Origin of the sequence: Aequitasia blattaphilus (assembly GCF_024721305.1) — a bacterium.
Lineage (GTDB): Bacteria > Bacillota > Clostridia > Lachnospirales > Lachnospiraceae > Aequitasia > Aequitasia blattaphila.
Genome location: NZ_JAMXOD010000005.1, coordinates 93,274 through 114,287 on the forward strand (window position 1 = coordinate 93,274; position 21,014 = coordinate 114,287).

20 protein-coding genes and 2 pseudogenes are annotated in these 21,014 nt (G+C 38.1%); 5 read left to right on the plus strand and 17 right to left on the minus strand.

The window, feature by feature from the left end; translation table 11 throughout:
* The first annotated feature begins 247 nt into the window (after window positions 1–247).
* Complete coding sequence (locus NHH15_RS05125) at window positions 248–1,447, plus strand: AfsR/SARP family transcriptional regulator (RefSeq protein ID WP_262065581.1); 1,200 nt, start codon at window positions 248–250, stop codon at window positions 1,445–1,447.
* An 86-nt stretch (window positions 1,448–1,533) separates the two neighbouring features.
* Here NHH15_RS05125 and NHH15_RS05130 read toward each other — a convergent pair whose 3' ends face one another.
* The 5 genes from NHH15_RS05130 to NHH15_RS05150 all read right to left on the minus strand — a co-directional run bounded on the left by NHH15_RS05130 (window position 1,534) and on the right by NHH15_RS05150 (window position 8,074).
* Entirely contained in the window at window positions 1,534–3,753 is a 2,220-nt protein-coding gene (locus tag NHH15_RS05130; protein WP_262065582.1) for an EAL domain-containing protein, read from the minus strand.
* Window positions 3,754–3,852: 99 nt separating this feature from the next.
* Entirely contained in the window at window positions 3,853–4,458 is a 606-nt protein-coding gene (locus NHH15_RS05135; RefSeq protein ID WP_262065583.1) for an acetate uptake transporter, read from the minus strand.
* Window positions 4,459–4,527: 69 nt separating this feature from the next.
* The gene (locus NHH15_RS05140; protein WP_262065584.1) at window positions 4,528–5,112 is read right to left on the minus strand and encodes a helix-turn-helix domain-containing protein; all 585 of its coding nucleotides are present in this window, start codon (window positions 5,110–5,112) and stop codon (window positions 4,528–4,530) included.
* A gap of 123 nt (window positions 5,113–5,235) precedes the next feature.
* Complete coding sequence (locus NHH15_RS05145; RefSeq protein ID WP_262065585.1) at window positions 5,236–6,663, minus strand: DEAD/DEAH box helicase; 1,428 nt, start codon at window positions 6,661–6,663, stop codon at window positions 5,236–5,238.
* Window positions 6,664–6,697: 34 nt separating this feature from the next.
* On the minus strand, window positions 6,698–8,074 hold the full coding sequence (locus NHH15_RS05150) for an MATE family efflux transporter (protein ID WP_262065586.1): 1,377 nt from the start codon (window positions 8,072–8,074) through the stop codon (window positions 6,698–6,700).
* Window positions 8,075–8,103: 29 nt separating this feature from the next.
* Between NHH15_RS05150 and NHH15_RS05155 the strand changes: the two are divergent.
* Window positions 8,104–8,565: pseudogene (locus NHH15_RS05155) on the plus strand (PadR family transcriptional regulator); the annotation flags it as partial.
* Here NHH15_RS05155 and NHH15_RS05160 read toward each other — a convergent pair.
* From NHH15_RS05160 to NHH15_RS05200, 9 genes and pseudogenes are all read right to left on the minus strand, one after another.
* Window positions 8,558–9,544: a YeiH family protein gene (locus NHH15_RS05160; RefSeq protein WP_416386573.1), complete on the minus strand. Its 987-nt coding sequence runs from the start codon at window positions 9,542–9,544 to the stop codon at window positions 8,558–8,560. The pseudogene NHH15_RS05155 and the gene NHH15_RS05160 sit on opposite strands and share 8 nt — an antisense overlap.
* A 100-nt stretch (window positions 9,545–9,644) precedes the next feature.
* Complete coding sequence (locus tag NHH15_RS05165) at window positions 9,645–9,818, minus strand: hypothetical protein (RefSeq protein ID WP_262065588.1); 174 nt, start codon at window positions 9,816–9,818, stop codon at window positions 9,645–9,647.
* Between the two features lie 56 nt (window positions 9,819–9,874).
* The gene (locus tag NHH15_RS05170) at window positions 9,875–10,465 is read right to left on the minus strand and encodes a SatD family protein (protein WP_262065589.1); all 591 of its coding nucleotides are present in this window, start codon (window positions 10,463–10,465) and stop codon (window positions 9,875–9,877) included.
* Between the two features lie 17 nt (window positions 10,466–10,482).
* Window positions 10,483–11,859: a hypothetical protein gene (locus NHH15_RS05175; RefSeq protein WP_262065590.1), complete on the minus strand. Its 1,377-nt coding sequence runs from the start codon at window positions 11,857–11,859 to the stop codon at window positions 10,483–10,485.
* Window positions 11,843–12,433, minus strand: a complete 591-nt coding sequence (locus tag NHH15_RS05180) for a hypothetical protein (protein ID WP_262065591.1) — start codon at window positions 12,431–12,433, stop codon at window positions 11,843–11,845. Before NHH15_RS05180 ends, NHH15_RS05175 begins: the two co-directional genes overlap by 17 nt.
* Window positions 12,434–12,560: 127 nt before the next feature.
* Window positions 12,561–13,331: a uridine phosphorylase gene (gene udp, locus NHH15_RS05185; protein WP_276008673.1), complete on the minus strand. Its 771-nt coding sequence runs from the start codon at window positions 13,329–13,331 to the stop codon at window positions 12,561–12,563.
* A 14-nt stretch (window positions 13,332–13,345) separates the two neighbouring features.
* A complete protein-coding gene (gene deoC, locus NHH15_RS05190) occupies window positions 13,346–14,011 on the minus strand; it encodes a deoxyribose-phosphate aldolase (RefSeq protein WP_262065592.1) in 666 nt (221 codons plus the stop codon).
* Between the two features lie 17 nt (window positions 14,012–14,028).
* A pseudogene (locus NHH15_RS15745) lies at window positions 14,029–14,151 on the minus strand (ABC transporter permease); the annotation flags it as partial.
* Between the two features lie 16 nt (window positions 14,152–14,167).
* On the minus strand, window positions 14,168–15,337 hold the full coding sequence (locus tag NHH15_RS05200; RefSeq protein ID WP_262065593.1) for a phosphopentomutase: 1,170 nt from the start codon (window positions 15,335–15,337) through the stop codon (window positions 14,168–14,170).
* 267 nt (window positions 15,338–15,604) lie between these two features.
* Here NHH15_RS05200 and NHH15_RS05205 point away from each other — a divergent pair, with 267 nt between their 5' ends.
* From NHH15_RS05205 to NHH15_RS05215, 3 genes are read left to right on the plus strand one after another with little or no spacing between them, the layout of a single operon-like run.
* On the plus strand, window positions 15,605–16,615 hold the full coding sequence (locus NHH15_RS05205; RefSeq protein WP_262065594.1) for an ABC transporter substrate-binding protein: 1,011 nt from the start codon (window positions 15,605–15,607) through the stop codon (window positions 16,613–16,615).
* A 6-nt stretch (window positions 16,616–16,621) separates the two neighbouring features.
* The gene (locus tag NHH15_RS05210) at window positions 16,622–17,620 is read left to right on the plus strand and encodes a FecCD family ABC transporter permease (RefSeq protein WP_262065595.1); all 999 of its coding nucleotides are present in this window, start codon (window positions 16,622–16,624) and stop codon (window positions 17,618–17,620) included.
* Window positions 17,617–18,396, plus strand: a complete 780-nt coding sequence (locus tag NHH15_RS05215) for an ABC transporter ATP-binding protein (RefSeq protein WP_262065596.1) — start codon at window positions 17,617–17,619, stop codon at window positions 18,394–18,396. Before NHH15_RS05210 ends, NHH15_RS05215 begins: the two co-directional genes overlap by 4 nt.
* Here the strand turns inward: NHH15_RS05215 and NHH15_RS05220 are convergent.
* The 3 genes from NHH15_RS05220 to phnW form a co-directional block, all read right to left on the minus strand.
* Entirely contained in the window at window positions 18,391–19,044 is a 654-nt protein-coding gene (locus tag NHH15_RS05220; RefSeq protein ID WP_262065597.1) for an NAD(P)-dependent oxidoreductase, read from the minus strand. The genes NHH15_RS05215 and NHH15_RS05220 overlap by 6 nt on opposite strands.
* A gap of 88 nt (window positions 19,045–19,132) precedes the next feature.
* Window positions 19,133–19,897, minus strand: coding sequence for a phosphonoacetaldehyde hydrolase (gene phnX, locus NHH15_RS05225; protein WP_262065598.1), 765 nt, complete (start codon window positions 19,895–19,897; stop codon window positions 19,133–19,135).
* A 1-nt stretch (window position 19,898) separates the two neighbouring features.
* A complete protein-coding gene (phnW, locus tag NHH15_RS05230) occupies window positions 19,899–21,008 on the minus strand; it encodes a 2-aminoethylphosphonate--pyruvate transaminase (RefSeq protein WP_262065599.1) in 1,110 nt (369 codons plus the stop codon).
* Between the last annotated feature and the right edge of the window lie 6 nt (window positions 21,009–21,014).

Genomic DNA, 21,014 nt, shown 5'->3' on the forward strand with positions numbered 1-21,014 from the left:
AATAAACGCACTGCTACCTATATCTATATTACATAATATAATTATATGACCGAACCGTTACATAGTCGTTACACGCCATTAAACTTTTGATGATTCGCGACTTTTTTTTGCCTTTCTACTGCTTTTTTTCTTTTTTCTTTATAAAACTACATATATTTTGTAAGTGAAGATATTTGATTAAAATGACTGAATGGTATATATTTATGTATATACTTTTATTTTTAGAATCATTAGGAGGAATCTAAATATGAAAAACAATAGTACTAAATATCTAAAAATCTCTATGTTTGGAGAATTCAGCATAAAAAACGAACACCACTCACTGACAGCTTCAAAACAAAGTGGATTAACAAGCTTTTTGTTACTTGGTTATCTGTTTTCCAATAAAGGAAATGATATTACAAGCGATATGTTGATTGATGTCCTTTGGCCTGAGGGTGAAAGCAACAATCCACAAGGTGCCCTTCGCACACTTCTCCATCGTACAAAGAAGCTGTTACAGCCCTTCTTTCCAGGAGAAGATGTGGAATTATTGACAAAAAATAATAATATCTACACCTGGAATCCCGATATCCGTCTTTATATAGATATTTTTGAATTTGAAAAAAGTGCTCACAGAGCCTTTCGTGAGCCGGATCAAACAAAACAATTTGAACTTTTAGAAAAGGCAAACGCGCTCTATAAGGGAGACTTTCTTCCTATGTTTTCTCACCATTCTTGGGTTATGTTCCGTAATAATTACTATGGCAACCTCTTTATTAAAACGGTAAACCTGATATGCTATCACCTTTCTCAGGAGAAGGAATACGAAAAGACTTTAGAGCTTTGTAACAAAGCTTTAGACTACTCTCCTTCCACCGATGAAACGCTGCATAAACAGAAGATTTTTACCCTTTTAAATCTCGGTAGAGCACAGACCGCATTAGAATATTATTACTCTCTTTTAGCACTGTTTAATAATAGTTATGGTCTTGACATAACCGAGTCTATGGCGGATGTATACGAGGCAATCTTAAGCAGTATGCCCAACCAATTTCAAACCCTCTCTTCTCTTGATGAAACCCTTCGAAGCAGAAAGGTTGTTTCCGGAAGTTTTTACTGCAATTTTGATATTTTTCAAAATATATATCAGATCAATCTTCGTTCTGCGAGACGTACGAGAAGCCGTTATTATTTAGTACTTTTAACCCTTAATGAGTCTGATGAACGTTCTATCATTACAGAAGATTTAAAAGAAGAAATGGATATCCTGCATACAATTATGCAGAAAAAATTAAGAAGCAATGATGTGTATACAAAATCTAGCATTTGCCAATACTCACTCATTATCAATTCACCAAACGAGGGAGGCGCCGAGGTAATACGCCATCGTATCGAGGACAGCTATTTGAAAAAAAGAAAGCATCCTAATATCGAGCTACACGTTGATTTTAAAGAAATTGTTTAGCGTTCCTTTCCAGAACCACTCATGCGCGCACATCAAAAAGGAAGGTGCATTGCACCTTCCTTTTTAAATTCTATCAATTCGCTATTTTAGCCTCGCATATTTACAATATCTAACAACTCTTTTTCATTAATTACTTTGTAAAGATAGAAGCCTTGAAGTTTATCTTCGCTTCCTTCCATACAGAATTCGTACTGCTCTTTTGTCTCAATTCCATTCACACAGATTTCCTTATCCATTGAATGACATAGCTTAATAATTAATTCCAAGAACTCTCTGGATATCGGATTGGATAAATCTTGAATCAAATTCCTGGATGTAGTAATTTGATCAATTGGAAGCTCCTTCAATTGGAGGAAGGATGCGTTTCCACCTCCAAAACCATCCATCGTTACTTTTATTCCGATTTCTCTTAAGCCTTTACATACTAAATGCATTCTGTGAGGTATACGCAGCGCAATACTTTCGGATATTGAAACAATTACATTGGCCGGATTCACCTTTGTTTCTTTCAGAATTTCTTCAAATCGAGTCAAAACATCTCGTTGTTGTATTTGTTTCTCTGAGAAATTCAAGCACATTTTGAACTCAGGATATCCTGACTCGTTAATCCTTTTAAGCAAATTCAGTGCCGTTCTCGTAACGTGGTCTCCTATCGGAACAATAAGTCCCAGGTATTCTGCTAAAGCCAAAAATTCTTTTGGCAAAAGTACCTTCTCCTGATCTCGATCTCGAATTCGAAGCAATGCTTCTACTCCCTCAATCTTTTGATTTTTATGATTTACTATAGGCTGGTAGTGAATCTCAATACCTGAGAATCCATTCTTCATTGCTCGTCTTAAGACCTCTTCGGTATCGGATCTCATCTTTGTAGAATCAGACATAGCCTCTTCATAAATCTTATACTGATTTTTTCCTCTTCTCTTCGCCTCATACATAGCTACATCAGCGCGCTTTAAAATTGTTTTACTACTTACGTTTTCCCCTGGATAAGTTGCAACTCCTACGCTCAGTGTACAATAAAATTCTTTATTCATAGCCGTCCAGGGTTCCGTTGCTCTTTTGTGTATTTTCTTAAGAATTTCCTCTATATCAACCTCTACATCATAGTCTAAAATGATAACAAACTCGTCTCCACCATAACGGAAAACCTCATGGGGAGATTCGAATATTTCCTGCAGCCAGCTCGCAAAGGTTTGAAGCATTGCATCACCATACTCATGCCCATAGCAATCGTTGATCACCTTGAAATCATCCATATCAAGGAAAAGTAAATATCCTGTTTTATTCTCCCTGATTGCCCCCTCCATAGCCAAGCTCAAACGCTCATCACAGTAATATCTGTTTGACAATTTTGTAAGATAATCTGTAAATGCCATGCGTTCTACTGCTTTTCTACTCTCATTCAATTCTTCGTCTGTATGCTGTCTTGCGATTACGGTTGAAATAAGATTGCTGATATTGTTTAAAAATCTTACGGTATCCTCATCCCATGTACGTTCAATCACACAGTCATCAAAACACACAAAACCATAGTGTTCCCCATTTAAATAAACCGCAAATATTGCAGATGCAATTAACCCCTCTGCTTCAAACTCTTCTTTACAGTTTTCCGGTATATTTCCAAAATCTACCAGTAAAGATCCTGTTGTTTGCAATGCAACATAGATTTCCGGCATACCTGTTTCATAAGTCACATTGTAATCCAAGTCCATAACCGAGCTGATGCCACTATTCGTCCATTCATAGACCACCTTACAGGTTATATGCTCCTCATCATCTTTAAACAGCAGTGCTCTGCTTGTATCCAAATACTCTCCCGTTCGATCCAGAATAATCTGAAGGGCATGATCCAAGTCAGAATTATGAAGAGTGAGCAATATATCATTTAAAACAACTTGTTGTCTATAATGATTATTTAAAAGCTTTTCATCAAGGGTATCATACAGTCCACTTGTAATAGCGGTGTCGTAAGTGACTACATTTCCTTTTTCATCCCGATTCACTGTGTTGTATTCAACAACTGATATGCATTCTCCATTTTTCTTAATGAGACGATAGTAAAGTTTAAACTCATTGACATTTGCAGTCTCATAATCACTAATCGTTTTACTCAGCACCACTTTATCATCTGGATGTACCAGATCAAACCACTTTACTTTACCTGTCAAAAAATCTTCTCTATCATATCCGTAAATCGACACGTTATTTGTAACATATAATGTCTTCCAGTTATCTTTTTCATGACTTAGGCGAAATACAACTGCCGGAATATGTTCCAGCATTTCTTTTACGTCTACTTTGCTCATTTCATTCTGCTCCTCTTATGCGTTTTAAACTATTATATCTCATTTTTACCACTAAAAAAAGAGTTTAAGGCCAAAACCACAAACTCTTTCTTTTATCTTCTAACCCCTTTGAATAATTGCTTTGCCTACCGGCAGCACTACTTTGTTGTAATGAGCATTTAAAACAGCTGCTCCTGATCCATAAAAAGAAAAAAGCGCAATTAACAACTCAGAATATGCTGCTAGTGTATGGGAAAATTCTGGTAAGATTTCAAAAGAACTCATACTAAGTCCTAAAAACAAAAAGTCAATTAACACAAAGATTGAAAACAACACCTTATGTGTTCCTGCCGCTCCGTAAGTCATGAATAGAGTGAAAATCAAATAACCTACGTATAAAAATCCCATTTGCTTCATATCAATTGCGTCCTTCATTTCTTTTCCAAACACACCGTACTTTATCAGCCAGTCTGACGCAACAACCAACCAAAAGAAACCGTATGCTCCAAATGCGGTGCTTCCAAAGGTATTGTTTAGCTTTGAATCGCTAAAAGATGCATATAGCTGTGCTAAACCTCCCAGAAAAATTGCTACGGGTAAAACATAAGACACCTCCGATGTAATCCCCAACTTCTGACTTGATGCAACTAAAGTCACCATCGCCAGGCCAAAAAGTCCTATTGCGGACGGATCGGCCACCTTAACCTCTACTACTTGTTTTTCCATTCCCTTAACTCCTTTTTTTGTATTCTTCGAAATACTCTATCATATGGTTGCAAGTAGCGCAAGGTGTTGTTAGACGATTTGGTAAAAAAGTCCTTTTGTGGTACTATAGTATACTAATTTCCCATGACTAATCCTTGGAATTCGGACCTGTAGTCCCCATTCTGGATATTGCTTCTTTAACAATAAAGTATCACCATTTAAAAGTGCAACAAATGGAATATAATTTTCCTTTGTCATCTCATGATTCGAAGTAATATAGTAATCATTTTCAATCAGTTCCACTGTCAATTTTTCTTCTTCAGCTGCTTTTTTTGGTTCCAGCTCTGAAATCTTTTTCCCACAACAAGAGATGTTTGCTTCTCCTGTGGATGTAAGTAAATTCCCACAGGAAGGGCACACATAAAATTTTATGTTTTTCATATTGCCTCCTACGAATTGTCCGGCTTCCATGTCCCCCGACAGAAGAGTTTCCATGTCAATGCCAAGTATATTTGCCAGTTCCGGAAGTAAGGATACATCTGGACATCCCAGCCCTCGTTCCCATTTGGATACCGTTTTATCACTAATATTCATAGAATCCGCTATATTCTTTTGTGTCAGTCCTTTTTCTTTTCGAATTCTGAAAATCAATTGACCTGTTTTATCGCAATCCATATCTTCACCTCCAAAGTAAAGTTTAGCACAACCTAAGCAGAAAACAATCTACGTATCGTAGAGTTCGTCGTCAAATAAAATATTTTTAAATCAAATCGTCTCTGCATAATATCCCCTTAACTCTTATCTTGCTAACATCTTTATTTTTCTGATTTTACCTTTGATTGGTTTTGTCTGCAATGTCGCGAAAACATGTTTCCCTTTATCATTTAAAATCTCTACATTTGTCTTACTCTCCCGCACATCAATAATTCCGATGTCGGTAACCTCTATCCCTTCAATACTGCAAATTGCACCCACAATATCTCCGGCTCTCATTTTAGACTTTCTTCCTCCTCCAATCGTCAGACGAAGAATTCCCTGATTTAGTTTTGCTCCTTTTTCTTCTTTTATCTTGTCTTTTTTTCCCACAGAACTCCAAAATTCTTTTTCTTTTCCTTCATCTGGATTTGGAATCTCTTTAATGGGCACTTTCTCACCTCTATAGCTTTCAATCATTTCCAGCATATGTATATCTGTATCACAAATAAAACTAATAGCCTTTCCACTTTTTCCATTTCGACCTGTTCTCCCAATCCGATGGACATAGGTTTCGCGTCCTGTTGGAAAATCATAATTAATAACGTGGGACATCTCCTCTAAATCAATACCTCGTGCTGCAACGTCTGTTGCAACTAAGTAGCGAAAGACCCCACGTTTAAAGGCTGCCATTGTTTTTAAACGCTCCCTTTGCTCCATCTCTCCGTGAATCATTCCACAAAATATCTTTTTCCGTTTCATTTTCTGAAACAATACATTTACCATTTCTCTTGTACCGCAGAAAATAATACAACTTTTTGGGTTTTCTTCTATCAATACCTTTATAAATACTTCAAACTTCTCATCCTGTGTCACATAATATCCTATTTCATCTATCTGAGAAGCCTTTTCCTCTTTCATTTCAACAACAGTAGTTTCTCTTACATAGTCATCTACCAATTCCTGTATTTTGGGCTGCAGCGTTGCAGAAAACAAAGAAATTTGACATCCCTTTGGGATGCGGGATAAAATTTCTTTGACCTCTTCGACAAACCCCATATCCAGCATCAAATCCGCCTCATCAATTACCAAGTACTTTACCTTGTTCAAATGCAGGCTCTCTCTTCTGATATGATCCATCACTCTTCCAGGCGTACCTACTACTATATGAGTTTTCTGTCGTAAGGTCTGTATCTGTTTATCAATGGGAAATCCACCAAATACATCTGCCACCTTCAAACGCTTCCTGCGTCCCAGTAAAAACACCTCTTGTTGTACTTGAACTGTCAGTTCCCGCGTAGGCTCCAGGATTAGTGCCTGGGGTGCATTTTCATCCCATATAATTCTTTCACAAATGGGTATGGCAAATGCAGCCGTTTTCCCACTTCCTGTTTGTGCCTTACCTACTACATTTTTCCCTTCCAGCAGAATAGGTATCACTGCATTTTGTATTGGGGTAGGTGTTTTATAGCCAAACAAACGAAGTGCTTCCAACACTTCGTTTGATAATTTATACTGTTCAAATTTTATCATATTAAATTGTGTTACTCCTCTTCTTCTCTTACTACTATACTACTGACTTTAAAGAAGAATTGCAAGTAATGGTATTTAATTTTTTATGAAGAGAGACCGCCATAAGAGCTGCGACGATTACCGACAGTACGTCTGCTATTGCCTGTGCATATAGAACACCATTTAACCCCCATATTTGAGGAAGGATAAGAATAATCGGAACAAAACAGATTCCTTGTCTGCAAGCTCCAAGGAAAAAACCTTCTTTTCCTTTTCCAAGAGCAAGAAATAATGATGAATATACTGTGTAAAAACCAAAAAGCATAAAGGTAAGGCTGCTTATTTTTAAAGATTTTACTCCAATACGAATCATTTCCTCATTTCCTGTAGTAAACTGTGAGACAATTGGATTTGCTGCTAAAATAAATAGAGCGCCCAGCACTACGCAAAAGACAGTTGACCATATGACAGATGTGCGAATCGCCAGTTTTAAGCGTTCCATTTTTTTTGCTCCATAGCTATAACCAGCAATTGGCTGGAATCCTTTAATAAAGCCAAATACTGTCAGACTTCCCATAGACAGAAGCCGGGTTACTACCCCCATCCCTGCAATTACCCCATCACTATACTTTCCTGCCTCATTGTTAATTAAGGAAATGGATAAGCTTGTCAAAAGTTGAAATACAAGGGTTGGAATACCTATTTTGAAAATCTCTGACATATTTTCTTTCGAAAACTCACAGTCTTTAAATTTAAATTGAAATAGGCTTTTCTTTCCAAATATATAGATTAGGTATACAAGGGTAGACACCATCTGTGAAATTGCAGTTGCCATAGCTGCCCCAGCAATTCCTAAATCGAATGTATAAATAAACACTGGATCCAATACCATATTGAGTAAAGCTCCTGTTAGCAGTGCACACATAGTGGTTTTTGCTGCCCCTTCGCTTGTCACAATGCTATTCATCGTAACATTGAAAACATTAAAAATACAAGAAATAATATAAATCCCTCCATAGATTACTGCATAAGGCAAAATGCTCTCCGTGGCTCCCAAAGATTTCAAAATGGGATGTAAAAAAATAACAGAAAGAACAATTACAATGCCCCCTACCAAAAGACTTCCATATAAAGCGGTGCTTACAACTTTATTTGCCTTCTCCTTGTTTCCTTGTCCAAGCAGTCTGGAAATGTAAGAAGCTGCACCATTTCCAAATAGCAATCCTAGCCCAACAATAACCTGTCCCAGAGGATATACAACCGTTATCGCTCCCATCTGGCTTTCTCCTAGACCACCTACAAAATATGCGTCAACAAGATTATACAATGCATTCATTAACATTCCAATCATTGTCGGAATTCCCATGGCCAAAAGCGCCTTTGGAATAGGTGCACTTCCCAATAATTCAATTTTTTTGTTCTTACCTTTCATTGTATCTTTTCCTCCTTTAATTGTTTGTAATATATACTACTATACTTTATAGCACTTGCAATGCATGGGTGAAAATAAGCACACCTTCTATCTATAAGAAAGTGATTCAATTAGAGAAAAAAGGCTATATCACCAGTTGTCTTAAACGAGACGGAAAAATGCCGGAAAAGGCAGTGTACTCCCTGACCCCTTCCGGCAAAAAAGAATTTGAAAAATTAATGCTTGAAATTTCCTGTAAACCCATCAATATATTTTTGGATTTTAATGCAGTTATTGTAAACCTGGACAGTATGCCAGAGAAAAACCAACAAGAATATTTGAATAACATTGAAAGTAATATAAAACTTCTAAAAATGTATCTGGAGGATAACCTTAATAGGAAGGAAAGCGCTCCTGATGTTCCTGCAATCGGCAAATCTGTCTTGCAACAACAATATGTATTAGCGCAGACAATCGAAAAATGGATCAAGTCCTTAACCGATACTAATTAAGATGTAAAGCCATCTGTATTGCAATACTAACCAAGGCAATTGCCACCCAACATACAAATCCTAACAAAATAGGCTTCTTGCCAGTTTTCAGCAGCTTTACAACATCTGTATTAATTCCAATTGCTGCCATTGCCAAAATAATACAGAACTTACTCATGGTCTTTAGAACGTGTACAATCGTTCCATCCAAATGAAATACCGTTGTGATTACCGAAGCTAGGAGAAAGAAAAGTATAAACATTGGGAAAACATTTCCCATTTTCTTTTTTTCTTTACTCTTTTTCGCCTCTACAATTGCCAACACAAAGGTAATCGGAATAATCGCTAATGTTCTTGTCAGCTTTACCACTGTAGCGATTGCCAGGGTGTTGCTTCCATGCATTCCATCCCAAGCACTGGCAGCCGCTGTAACAGATGATGTATCATTTACCGCTGTTCCTGCAAATAAACCAAATCCTTCATTGGAAAGACCCATGATATCTCCAAGTGTTGGAAAAATAAGGGCTGCAATTACATTGAACAGAAAAATAACGGAAATGGCTTGCGCAATTTCTTCTTCATCTGCCTTAATTACTGGCGCAGTAGCTGCAATCGCAGAACCACCACAAATAGAAGAACCTACCCCTACTAATATTCCTGTCTTTGCCGGAATTTTTAATGCCTTTGACAAAATATAGGACACAATAAGGGATACAGAAATCGTCGAAATAATTACTGGCATTGACTGAGCTCCCACCTCTAATATATTTCTCAAATTGAGTCCAAATCCCAATAAAATAACTGCAAGCTGTAATACCTTTTTCGAAACAAACTTAATTCCTTTTTCATAACTTGATTGATCCTTTATCAATCTTCCAATACACATTCCCAATAAAATCGCAAATACCGGACCGCCTATTACTGGAAAAAAATTTCCAAGAATATATGCCGGAACTGCAATCCCCAAACATACCAAACATCCTTTTAACACTGTCTTCACCTCTTCATTTTATTTTATGCTTCAATATAGGATAGCACATATAAATTGGATTTCCAGTGTTGCCTGTGATTATCTTGTTCTTTTTATAGTACATTACCACCTACACAAATGGCAAAGACACAACAATGGCTGCCAATGTGCTTAATAAAGTCCCCAACAAATAGTATTCTGAAAATTCCGGATCCTTCGTTATTTTATCATACCAGGCAATTGACTTTGCTGTAAGAACCAGTCCAATTGCAGCATATTGCCCTGCTGAAATTAAAATTACCATATTGAAGATAAAAATCTCCGATAATATGACCACATACTAGAACGAGCAAATATTCCTTATACATAGACTCTCCTTATTTCGCTTAATGCTTTCTCTGCCGTGTTCATTGCATCTTTATAGGTATAATAATTTGCATTCGCCAATCCTTTTTGCACAGAAGATTGCTGTATTCCCAACTTTTTAGCAACATTCACTTGACTGGATGAACATTGCAGCATCATCCATACAATTTCTCTCTGTCTTTCTGTCCATGAAGTTTTTAAAGCTGTTACAAGAGAAAAAATTGTATTAATCAACTCCGTAGAACTTTGCTCTTTACCATCTGCTGCCAATCGAATATTCGCTTTTCCGCTTTGATTCATCTTTTCACCCTTTTTCAAATATTCTATCGCTCTTCTCGCTTGATAATACCCCGGGCCATCCGCTCCAATTGCTATATCGGGATTCACACGTGTCGTAATATCGCCTACTCCTATACCAAATCGTACAGAGGTTGGATATAATTCATTTTCTATTTCTGTAATTATTTTAATTACATTTGCTCCTTTATTTAGAAGGCCTTGAAACTCATCCCCTAAAGTAATCGTAAACTTCGATGCAATATCCCCCGAATATCTCTGGTTGATTTTTTCTAAAACCAAATTCATCTATAGGGCTATATTTCTTAATATGGATATTCGATTCCTTTTGTTGGCATATTTCCATCTGACACACCGTATAAGGTAAGTGTATAGGAATTGCCACCAACCACATTCAATATCTGACTAGATGTTTTATAGTTGCCCTCTGGTCCATAAGAAATGTCGTTTCCGTACCAGTGATCACCCCATCCTTGAATCATCCTATAGTTCCCTGCAGGTATATAAATGGTTAATTCTTCCCCAGAACGGATAAAGGCCTTTAGCACAGAAGCACCACCCTCATTTTGAAAATCGATATGTTTATCTGATACATCAGGAGAACTCTTTACTAAAATGGACACTCCTGTATTGGCTCCAGATAATACAGAAGTAGCCGGACGCTCTTGCTCGTGGATTACAAATTCCTCGTTAATTTTGGCAAGAGTTTGCCCTACCATAGACTTCTTCTTATCCAATACCGCTTTTTGCAGCTCCTCCATCCCTTCTGTTATTTCAATCTTTAATTCTTTATCCAAAATCACTGTTAATTCTGCTGACTCTCTATCCTCATCTTTCTTGTTTGCTTGCTTTTCCTTTCTCCATTCTTTAAAATACTTCTCAAAATTTTCCTGATTATAGCTTGTAAATTCTTTTTCTGTAATAAACTTATAACCATTTCGGCCTTCTTTGGCATACTCATCATAAAAATTATCCAAGATTCCTTTATATACTTCTTCAGGATTATAATATGTTAGTTTTATGTGGAAAACATCATCATCTTTCTGGGTTATCTCTTCGATATCTGTAGAAATGCGGTATTGCATTTCACTAAAGACTTCTTCTAGCTGTGAGCGAACCTCACTTTCTACATAAACCTTATGATATTCCTTATCCATCTTCATATAGCGGTCTGAAGCACTCCATATTTCCCTTCTTGCTGCATCTGCAAGCATTTCACCGTCCTTTTTCTCTACTGTAGCCACCCAGCCCTTCTTTCCCTTAGTAAGATGAAATCTAATTTTCTCTTCTTTCCATTTGATATTTTCATCCTTCAATACAATTTCTTTCAGCCCCTTATTTGTTATCTCCTTGTACTCCTTCTCAAAGCCAAAAGTAGTACCACTATATATATCCGAAGAAGAAAAATCACTTTCTAATTGCTCAAAAGGCACTTCTGATAAATCCGGCACCTCCGCTACAATCGTATACACAGCCTTCTCTTTTTCTTTCTGGGTCTTTTCCTGCTTCTTGATCTGTCCCTTTATATCTTCACATTTGAAATAGCAAAACACTTCATGATTCTCTACAAGTTGATTCAGCGCTTCTTCAATTGCCTTTGTCTGGGCTCCTGTCTTCGATACAGAGCATCCTGTCAGGAGCAAGATAAATACAAGGATTAGAACACTAATTATCTTCTTCATACGTCGTTTCCTCCTCTGGCTGCTCTCCTAATTCATCGATTGCACCTGTATAAACTCCATTAGATACCAACTTCTCATCAATTGTGAATTCATAGTAAAGCGGCAGTTTATACTCCTTATTCATTCGAACATATCCTTCAAAATAGTTCGTACTGCCTCTCAAATCAAATTCATGCCGGGAAACGTACTCCGTCTCTCCACTATCTTTAACAAAGAGCTTGACCTCTCCTTTTCTTTCCTCTGACAAAGAAAAACTCACCTTCAATTTCATGACATCTTCCTCTATGCCGTATGCGCTTTCATCTTCTGGATAGGTATCACTTCCCAACTGCATCACTATGTCTGACCCATCTTTCGCTATGCGAGGTGTCAAATCATTGCCTTTTCGGAATGTTTCTTCTTTTAGAACAAATCCATTTTCCTTATAAGCCTCTTTCTTATCTTTCATACCAAACTCTTCCACTGTCATCTCACCCTTGGCATTGGAATAAATCCTTTTATTCTCTCTTCCACAGGCTGAAAAGAGCAGTGCTGACAGTGATAAAATCAATATTAGACTCAATCCTCTCCTCATAGTCATTTCCCTCCTCACTAAATCCATTTCTTTCTCCTATTTTACCATTGTCAAAGTAGCTCACGTGAGTTGTTAATAATTGTTAATAAAAAATGCATTGGTATGAAAACCAACGCATTTTTTTCGTTTACTCTTTATCTTGCTTAATCAATGTGCGAATTGCCTCAACTGCTGCTACAATTGCCTTCTCTGTATCGTGTACAACCGGATTTTCCAGCCCTTCCTTTTCTCTTTCCTGATTGGCTACCACAAGAAAAACCGACCCCATCCTTACTCTTAAATAACTTGCCACAATAAACAATGCTGCCGATTCCATCTCCGATGCCTTACACCCTAATCTTAACCATGCATTCCACTTATTCATCAATTCGTAGTTTACCGGCATTTTATCTGGCTCATGCTGCCCATAGAATGAATCCTTGCACTGTACCACTCCTACATGGTTTGAAAAATCTAACTTTTTTGCCGCTCCCATCAGAGCATTCACCACTTGGATGTCTGCAACAGCAGGGAACTCAATCGGAGCATATTCTCTGGAAGTCCCTTCCATACGGATTGCTCCGCTGGCAATAACAAGATCTCCGCTTTTCACTTCTAAGTCCATCCCCCCGCACGTACCCACGCGGATAAATGTATCTGCTCCGGCTTTCACCAATTCTTCCATTGCAATCGATGCCGAAGGTCCTCCAATGCCTGTAGATGTCACACTAACCTTTTCTCCCTCTAAATATCCTGTGTAAGTAACATACTCTCTTGAATCTGCCACTAATTGGGGATTTTCAAAATGTTTTGCTATTTTCTCACACCTTTTAGGATCCCCAGGAAGAATCACATATTTCCCCACATCTCCCTTCCTTACTCCGATATGATATTGTAAACCTTCTTCTGCATATTTCATAATCTAGCGTCCTCCTAATAATCCTTTGCACGATTTCCTTTGAGTAATGCAATTGCTGAACTTGTTCCTAGTCTTTCGCATCCTTCCTCTAAGAACATTTCCATATCCTCTACTGATCTTATTCCCCCTGCTGCCTTAATTTTCACCCTTGGACCAATGTGTTTTTTAAACAATTTAATATCTTCTATAGTAGCACCACCGGTACCAAATCCTGTGCTTGTCTTAATGAAATCTGCACCTGCATTAGTTACCGCCTTACACAAAGCAATTTTTTCCTCCTCTGTCAAATAGCAAGTCTCAATAATTACCTTTAAAATCTTATTTCCCACTTCCTTTTTCAGTAAGAATATTTCTTCTTCGATTTTCGTAAAATCATGGTTTTTTGCATCGGATATATTAATCACCATGTCGATTTCATTTACTCCATCTTCCAAAGCCTTTCTGACCTCGGCAATCTTTGATTGGGTTACACTATAACCTAGTGGAAACCCTACAACAGTACAAATATTTACCCGGTTCTGATACTTCTCATGGATTCTTCGAATATAGCAAGCCGGAATACAGATGCTTGCTGTTTGATATTCCATAGATTCTTCACAAATCTTTTGTATTTCCTCCCATGTGGCAGTTGCTTTTAATAAAGTATGGTCTACATGTGCTAAAATATCTTGTTCTCTCATTATCAATCTCCTTTTCTTTATCTGCTTCCTTTATCATATGGAATCCCCTCGGCTCTAGGTGCTTGAGAATTCTTTGAGAAAAGCACTAATACAATTAATGTAGCTAAGTATGGTATCATTTTATAGATATTATCTGATATTGGCAAATCTTTCTTTTCATGACACTAAAGGAATAAAGCTCTCCCCATCTATATCACCTTCTAATTCAAACAAATCTAATACACTTGCACCAATATCCGCAAATGTGTCTCGCGTTCCAAGGGAAATTCCTTTTTTGATTTCTTCACCTGTAATTAATAGAGGAACACATTCTCTCGTATGATCCGTCCCTGGAAATCCCGGATCACACCCATGGTCTGCAGTAATCATTAAAACGTCATCCGGATTCATGTTATGAAGAAATTTATCCAGCCATGTATCAAATTCTGTTATTGCTTTTGCATATCCATCTACGTCATTTCTGTGTCCATATTTCATATCAAAATCTACCAGATTGATAAAGCAAAGTCCTGTAAAGTCTTCCTTTTGAATCTCTAAAGTTTTCATCATTCCATCACGATTATCTTTAATAGAAACCGAACTGCTAATGCCCTTCTTTGCAAAAATATCGGAGATTTTGCCCACACCTTTTGTTTCCAATCCATTTTCCATCAATACATCCAGCATAGTTAACTTTGGTGGTAAAAGTGAAAAATCATGGCGGTTTGATGTCCTTACAAATGCTCCATCCTTCCCAACAAAAGGTCTTGCAATCACTCGACCAACTCCATGCTCTCCTTTTAATATCTCTCTTGCAATCTCACAGTCCTTATAAAGTTCTTCCAATGGAACAACCTCCTCATGAGCAGCAATCTGAAATACACTATCCGCCGATGTATAGACTATTAACGCTCCTGTCTCCATCTGTTCTTTTCCATAATCCTTTAGGACTTCTGTCCCTGAATAAGGCAAATTACATATTGCTTTACGTCCTGTACGTCTCTCAAATTCATCCATAATGTCCTTCGGAAATCCATTTGGATAAACGGGAAGCGGCTTCTTCGATACAATGCCTCCAATCTCCCAATGACCAATTGTAGTATCCTTTCCTCTGGAGGCTTCCGTCATTCTGCCGTAAGAACCTTTTATATTTTCTGCTTTTCCTTTTACCTGAACTCCATCAATTTTTAGGAGTCCAAGAGCATCCATACTGGGAACATGGAACTCTTTTGATGTAGAGATACTCTCTAAGGTGTTGCTTCCTTCATCTCCAAACTCTTTCGCATCCGGAGCATTTCCAATTCCAAAACTGTCCAATACAATTAAAAAAATTCTCTTCGTTTTCATATACATTACTTCCTTTTCGATTTGTCTTATGCATTTATACTATCTATTTTTCCATAATAAAAAAAGGACTTTTGTCCTTTTTTTGCTTCCCAAATTATTTTTGGTTGTTTTGACTGTTTTTTTGTCTTTTATTTGGTGAACTTGCCCTATACATATCCATCTTTCTTGTAATCATATTTTACTTTTAAAACAATCATCTTGACAAATATACATACAACTCCTACTATAAATATATCTATTCTATCTTTTGTATAAGGAGGTTTTGTCATGAAAATCAAACAAGCACTCAGTATCTTCATAGTATTCACTATGCTTGCCCTTTCTGCCTGCAGCCATTCCGAAAAGGTATCAACTGGTGTAACCGTAACAGATCAGGCTGACCGGAAAGTTATTATTGGGGAGAACGTGGAAGAAATCGTTAACTGCTATTATATCTCTACCTCTACCTGTATTGCCCTTGGATTAACCAATCGAATGACTGCTGTAGAGTCTAATGCAGACATCCGCCCCATCTATCGTCTGGCAGCTCCTGAGCTATTGGATTTACCTGCTGTAGGCTCACCAAAGGAATTTAATTTAGAAGCCTGTATCGACCTGAATCCTGATTTAATTATTCTTCCCAAACGTTTGCAGGACAGTGCAGACACACTGACTGATTTGGGCATTCCGGTTATTCTAGTCAACCCAGAAAGCCATGAAGAGCTCATTGAAATGATTTCACTCATTGGAGATGCAACCAGTACACAAGATGCTGCAAATCATCTGGTGGAATATTACAACAAGGAATGGAAAGAGATTCAAGATCTCACAAAAAATCTGCAAACCACCCCCTCCGTTTACATGGGTGGAAACAGTTCTTATTTAACGACAGCCCCTAAGGATATGTACCAAAGTTCGATTATCGGTGATGCCGGCGGCGTAAATGTAGGTGATGCCATTGACGGCACTAGCTGGGCAGAGGTTTCCTATGAGCAAATTTTAGAAATGAATCCTGAATTCTTCATTATTCCTTCCAACGCATCCTACCGTAAAGAGGATATCATGAATGATCCTCACCTTGCCAATATCTCAGCCATCACTTCGAAACGGGTTTATCAGATGCCTAATGATTTTGAATCCTGGGATTCTCCCATTCCCTCCGGTATACTAGGTGTAAAGTGGCTGCTGTCTGTTCTTCATGAGGAGCTTTATTCCTTGGACGACTTGCGCCAGAATGCTGCTGATTTTTACAAGGAATTTTATAATCTCACCATTGATACTACATTAATAGCAAGGTAGGTTTTTATGAAAAAATCACAGTTAAACCTCCTTTTTACTCTAACCATTGTCCTGCTGATTCTGGTCTCCATCATTTCCCTTGGGATAGGCAAGTTTTCACTATCTCTTCCTGACGTATGGACAATAATCACTGGGGGAGAAATTTCAGCAATCAAACGTAATGTCTTTTTCACATTGCGCTTACCCCGCATACTTATGGCACTTATTGCCGGGCTTGGATTTGGTATGTCCGGCTCTGTGTATCAAATCATTTTTAAAAATCCTCTGGCATCACCAGAAATAATCGGCGTAGCCAGTGGTGCTAATCTTGGCGCTGCGATGGCTATTGTCCTGGGAGGATACAATGTTTTACTGACGGCCGCCTCCTCCTTTAGCATGTCTCTGCTTGTAGTTCTGCTCGTTCTATTTCTCGTTAAAATAACTGGAAATGTGGCAACCTCAACCTATATTCTTTCTGGTATTGTATTAAAATCCATATCGGAATCTATTATTATGATTTTTAAATTTTTTGCTGATCCAGAACAGGAGCTGGCAGCAATTGAATTTTGGTCCATGGGCAGCTTCGGTTTTGTCACCCTGCAAAAACTGTTTGTTATACTTCCTGTCTTTTTAATTGGATATACCGGTTTGATCCTGCTTAGGAGACAAATAATGCTGCTGGGGTTAAACGAAGATGAGGGACGTACATTAGGTCTTCGGCTAAAACCCGTCCGCTTCATGATATTGCTTTTTTCCACACTTATTGTAGCTACCACCATAAGTGTTACAGGACTTGTTCTATTTATTAGTTTGGTTGCACCTCATATTGCTCGTTTCACACTCAGACGTACGGGGTTCTCCACCTGTTTATACGCTTCTCTAATCGGTGCATTGATTCTAATAGCTGCAGACGGTTTTGCCCGTTCAATCTATTCAACGGAGATTCCTATCAGTATACTAACCACCTTTGTCGGGGTACCTGTTCTGATCTATTTTATGTGTAAAAGAAAGCGGGGACGCATATGAGCAAGCAACTTTCAATCAATAACCTTTCTTCTGGATATGGAAGAAAAAACATTTTAAAAAACGCAAATCTCGTTTTTGAGGCTGGAGAATTTTGTGCGTTATTAGGCCTTAATGCCTCTGGTAAAACAACTTTACTCAAAACAATCTGTGGTCTGCTAAAACCAGCTCAGGGCAGCTGCTTGTACGGTGATGAAGATTTCCTCGCAAGAAACGAGAAGGAACGGGCGAGAATAGTTTCTTATATACCACAGCGTCATAGTCCTATGTACGGGGTGAGTGTATTGGATGTTGTAATGATGGGTTTCAATGCGTCTTTGGGGTTCTTTATGTCACCTTCACCAAGGGATAAAGAAAAAGCAGACCAGATGCTGAATCGCTTTGGTCTGCTTGCTTACCGAAATACTGATTTTTCAAGTTTAAGTGAAGGACAAAAGCAAATGGTGATTTTAGCCAGAACCTTGCTCCAAAACACTCCCATTATGCTGCTGGACGAACCCGATAGCGCCTTAGATTTTAACAATCGTCATTCCATGTTAGAAAAGGTTCAAAGCCTAATTCGGGAAGAAAATAAAATCGGTCTGATTGCAATCCATGACCCGAACTTTGCCTTGGCCTATTGTGATCGGTTAATCCTTCTTCTAAATGGGCATATCACCTTTGACTTAAAAGTTGCAAACACCTCAATTGAAGAGCTGACTTCTTGTCTTGCTGCAATTTACGGTGACATATCAATTACCCAATGGAAAAACCAATATATTATGATGAGAAATTTATGATATTTCGTACCTGCAATTATTCCCCTGTAAAACTTCGATAGCATTTTCTGATGCCATATAGCTCATTTTGTTTCCAGCTTCCTTCGTTGCCGCTCCTGCGTGGGGCGTCAATATGCAGTTTGGCATTTTCATCAGCATGCTTTCATAGGGTGGCTCCTCTAAGGTTGCATCTAATGCCGCTCCTCTTATTTCACCATCTTTTAGGGCTTTATACAGAGCATCCTCATCAATGATTCCACCTCGTGCCGTATTAACCAGGACTGCATCTTCTTTCATCAGTTTAAATTCTTCTGTACTTATCATATTTGCGGTTTCAGGTGTAAGAGGCGAATGAACGGAAATAAAATCCGCTTCTTGTAACAGGCTTTTCAAATCAACATAGATTCCACTACATTCTTCTTTAAAAGAATCATTCTCAAAGATATCATAGCCAATCACCTTCATATTGAAGCCGTTGCATCTTTTAGCCACTCCTTGTCCTATTCTTCCCGTTCCAATGATTCCCAGAGTTTTTCCCCACATCTCAACGCCCTTAGGTCTTTCCTGTGCCTTTCTTTTCATGGCATTATCCATTATGGTCACATTTCTGGCCGCATCCAGCATCAGAGCCACAGCCGTTTCTTTTGTCTGCTTCTTTTCGTTTTTCATGATTCCTCCCAGAAATTTCATTCTAAATAGTATACCATATGTAAGAATCTCAAACAAATGGAATCTCTGGCTGGGAGTATATCCTTTATTAAATCAGCTCCGACAAATCATTTATGATGTAGTCTGCTCCTACCATCTCATAAATTGCATGAACCCTGTCTCTCTGGTGTTGTTTTTCTTCTTCCGTTAATGCTCTGAATTCACTTTCCTTCAGTCCCATAATAGAGCTTCCCTCTATTACTCCAACTGTTTTTACTCCAGCATTTTTTCCTTCCAGAATATCTGCCTTTGTATCTCCTACTTTGAGAACCTTCGTTTTGTCCAGAACTCCTAACTGCTTCATATTTTCATAAATCATATGAGGATTTGGACGCCCGATATTCCCTACACGGTTCGGGGTTGCATAAAAATCCGGGTCATATCCTTTACTTCTTGCTACAGGAACCACAATTTCCATCATCATATCCGTATATCCCGTTGTTGACCCTACCTTGATTTTTCTTTCCCTTAAGAAATCCATCACTTCAAGAACGTGTGGCTTTACATCGGTATATTGGGGAAGAATTTCCAGTGTTTTGGCTTCCATTATATTATATACGTCATCTATGTCCTGTTCTTCCCAGCCTCTTCCATAGTACTGAAGCCAGGACTCGCTAATCCTTTCCATCTCAAACATCGTTTGGATATGGTCTCTCTTTAACATTCCCATTGGCTCCCGCACTTCGTCCAATGTGGGTGAGATATGAAAAGCTTCAAAGGCTTCAATAATTGCTGCAACCGGGGCAAATGAACCGTAATCTATTGTCGTTCCCGCCCAATCAAATATTACTGCTTCTGTATCCTGAACAATCATCCTATGCACTCTCCCTTTCTTTCGTTTTGTCCATATACTCACTCATAATTCCAGTGAGCTTTATAATGTCCTCTTCGTAAATTTCACCTATGTTTCCAATACGAAATGTATCTGCTTTTGTGACTTTTCCAGGATAGATAGCGTATCCTCTTTCTTTGATAAAATCGTACATCTCCTGAAATGAGAATGCAGCATTTCTAGGATATATAAATGAAGTAATAATGGGACTTTGTCTCTCTTTACCAAGGTATGAAATAAAACCTATTTCTTCAAAATTCTTTACCAGAAGTCTTTGGTTTCTACGGTATCTTTCTTCCCTTGCCTTCACTCCACCTTCTTCTTCCAGTTCCTTTAATGCCTGGGCAAATGCCAATACGACATGAGTTGGCGAAGTAAATCTCCATTTACCATCACGGCTTTGAACCTTCCACTGATCGTACAAATCCAAAGACAGGCTGCGAGCCTTTTCTTTTGCATCCATCAAAAGATTGGTTTTACAAATCACAAAGGAAAATCCCGGCACTCCCTGGATACACTTATTCGCGCTGCTAATCAGGAAATCTATTTGAAGCTCCTTCACATCAATATCAATGCCTCCAAAGCTTGACATAGCATCCACAATAAAGGTGCATCCTCTTCGCTTTGCAACTTTTGAAATGGATTGGATATCGTTTAAAATGCCAGAGGTTGTTTCACAGTGCACCATTGCAACATGGGTTATTGCGGTATCTGCTCTTAGTATTTCATTTATTTTATTGGGATCTATCATCTCATCATCATCAAAAAGGCAGATTGTATAAGAAATATTTCCATATATAACAATCTCTTCCATTCTTTCGCCGTAAGCACCGTTCGCAATAATAAGCACTTTGTCTCCATGGCCAATTACACTTGTAAGTACAGACTCTACTCCAAAAGTACCACTTCCCTGCATTAACACTGATGTATATTCCGGTTCGCTAACGTGAGCCAGCTCCAGGAGCTTTTTCCGAATCTCTGTTGTAATTTCCTTATAGTCATCATCCCAAGTACAATGATCGATAAGCATCGCTTCCTTAACACTGTCTGTTGTAGTTAATGGACCCGGGGTTAATAATTTATATTTGTTCATCTCTAT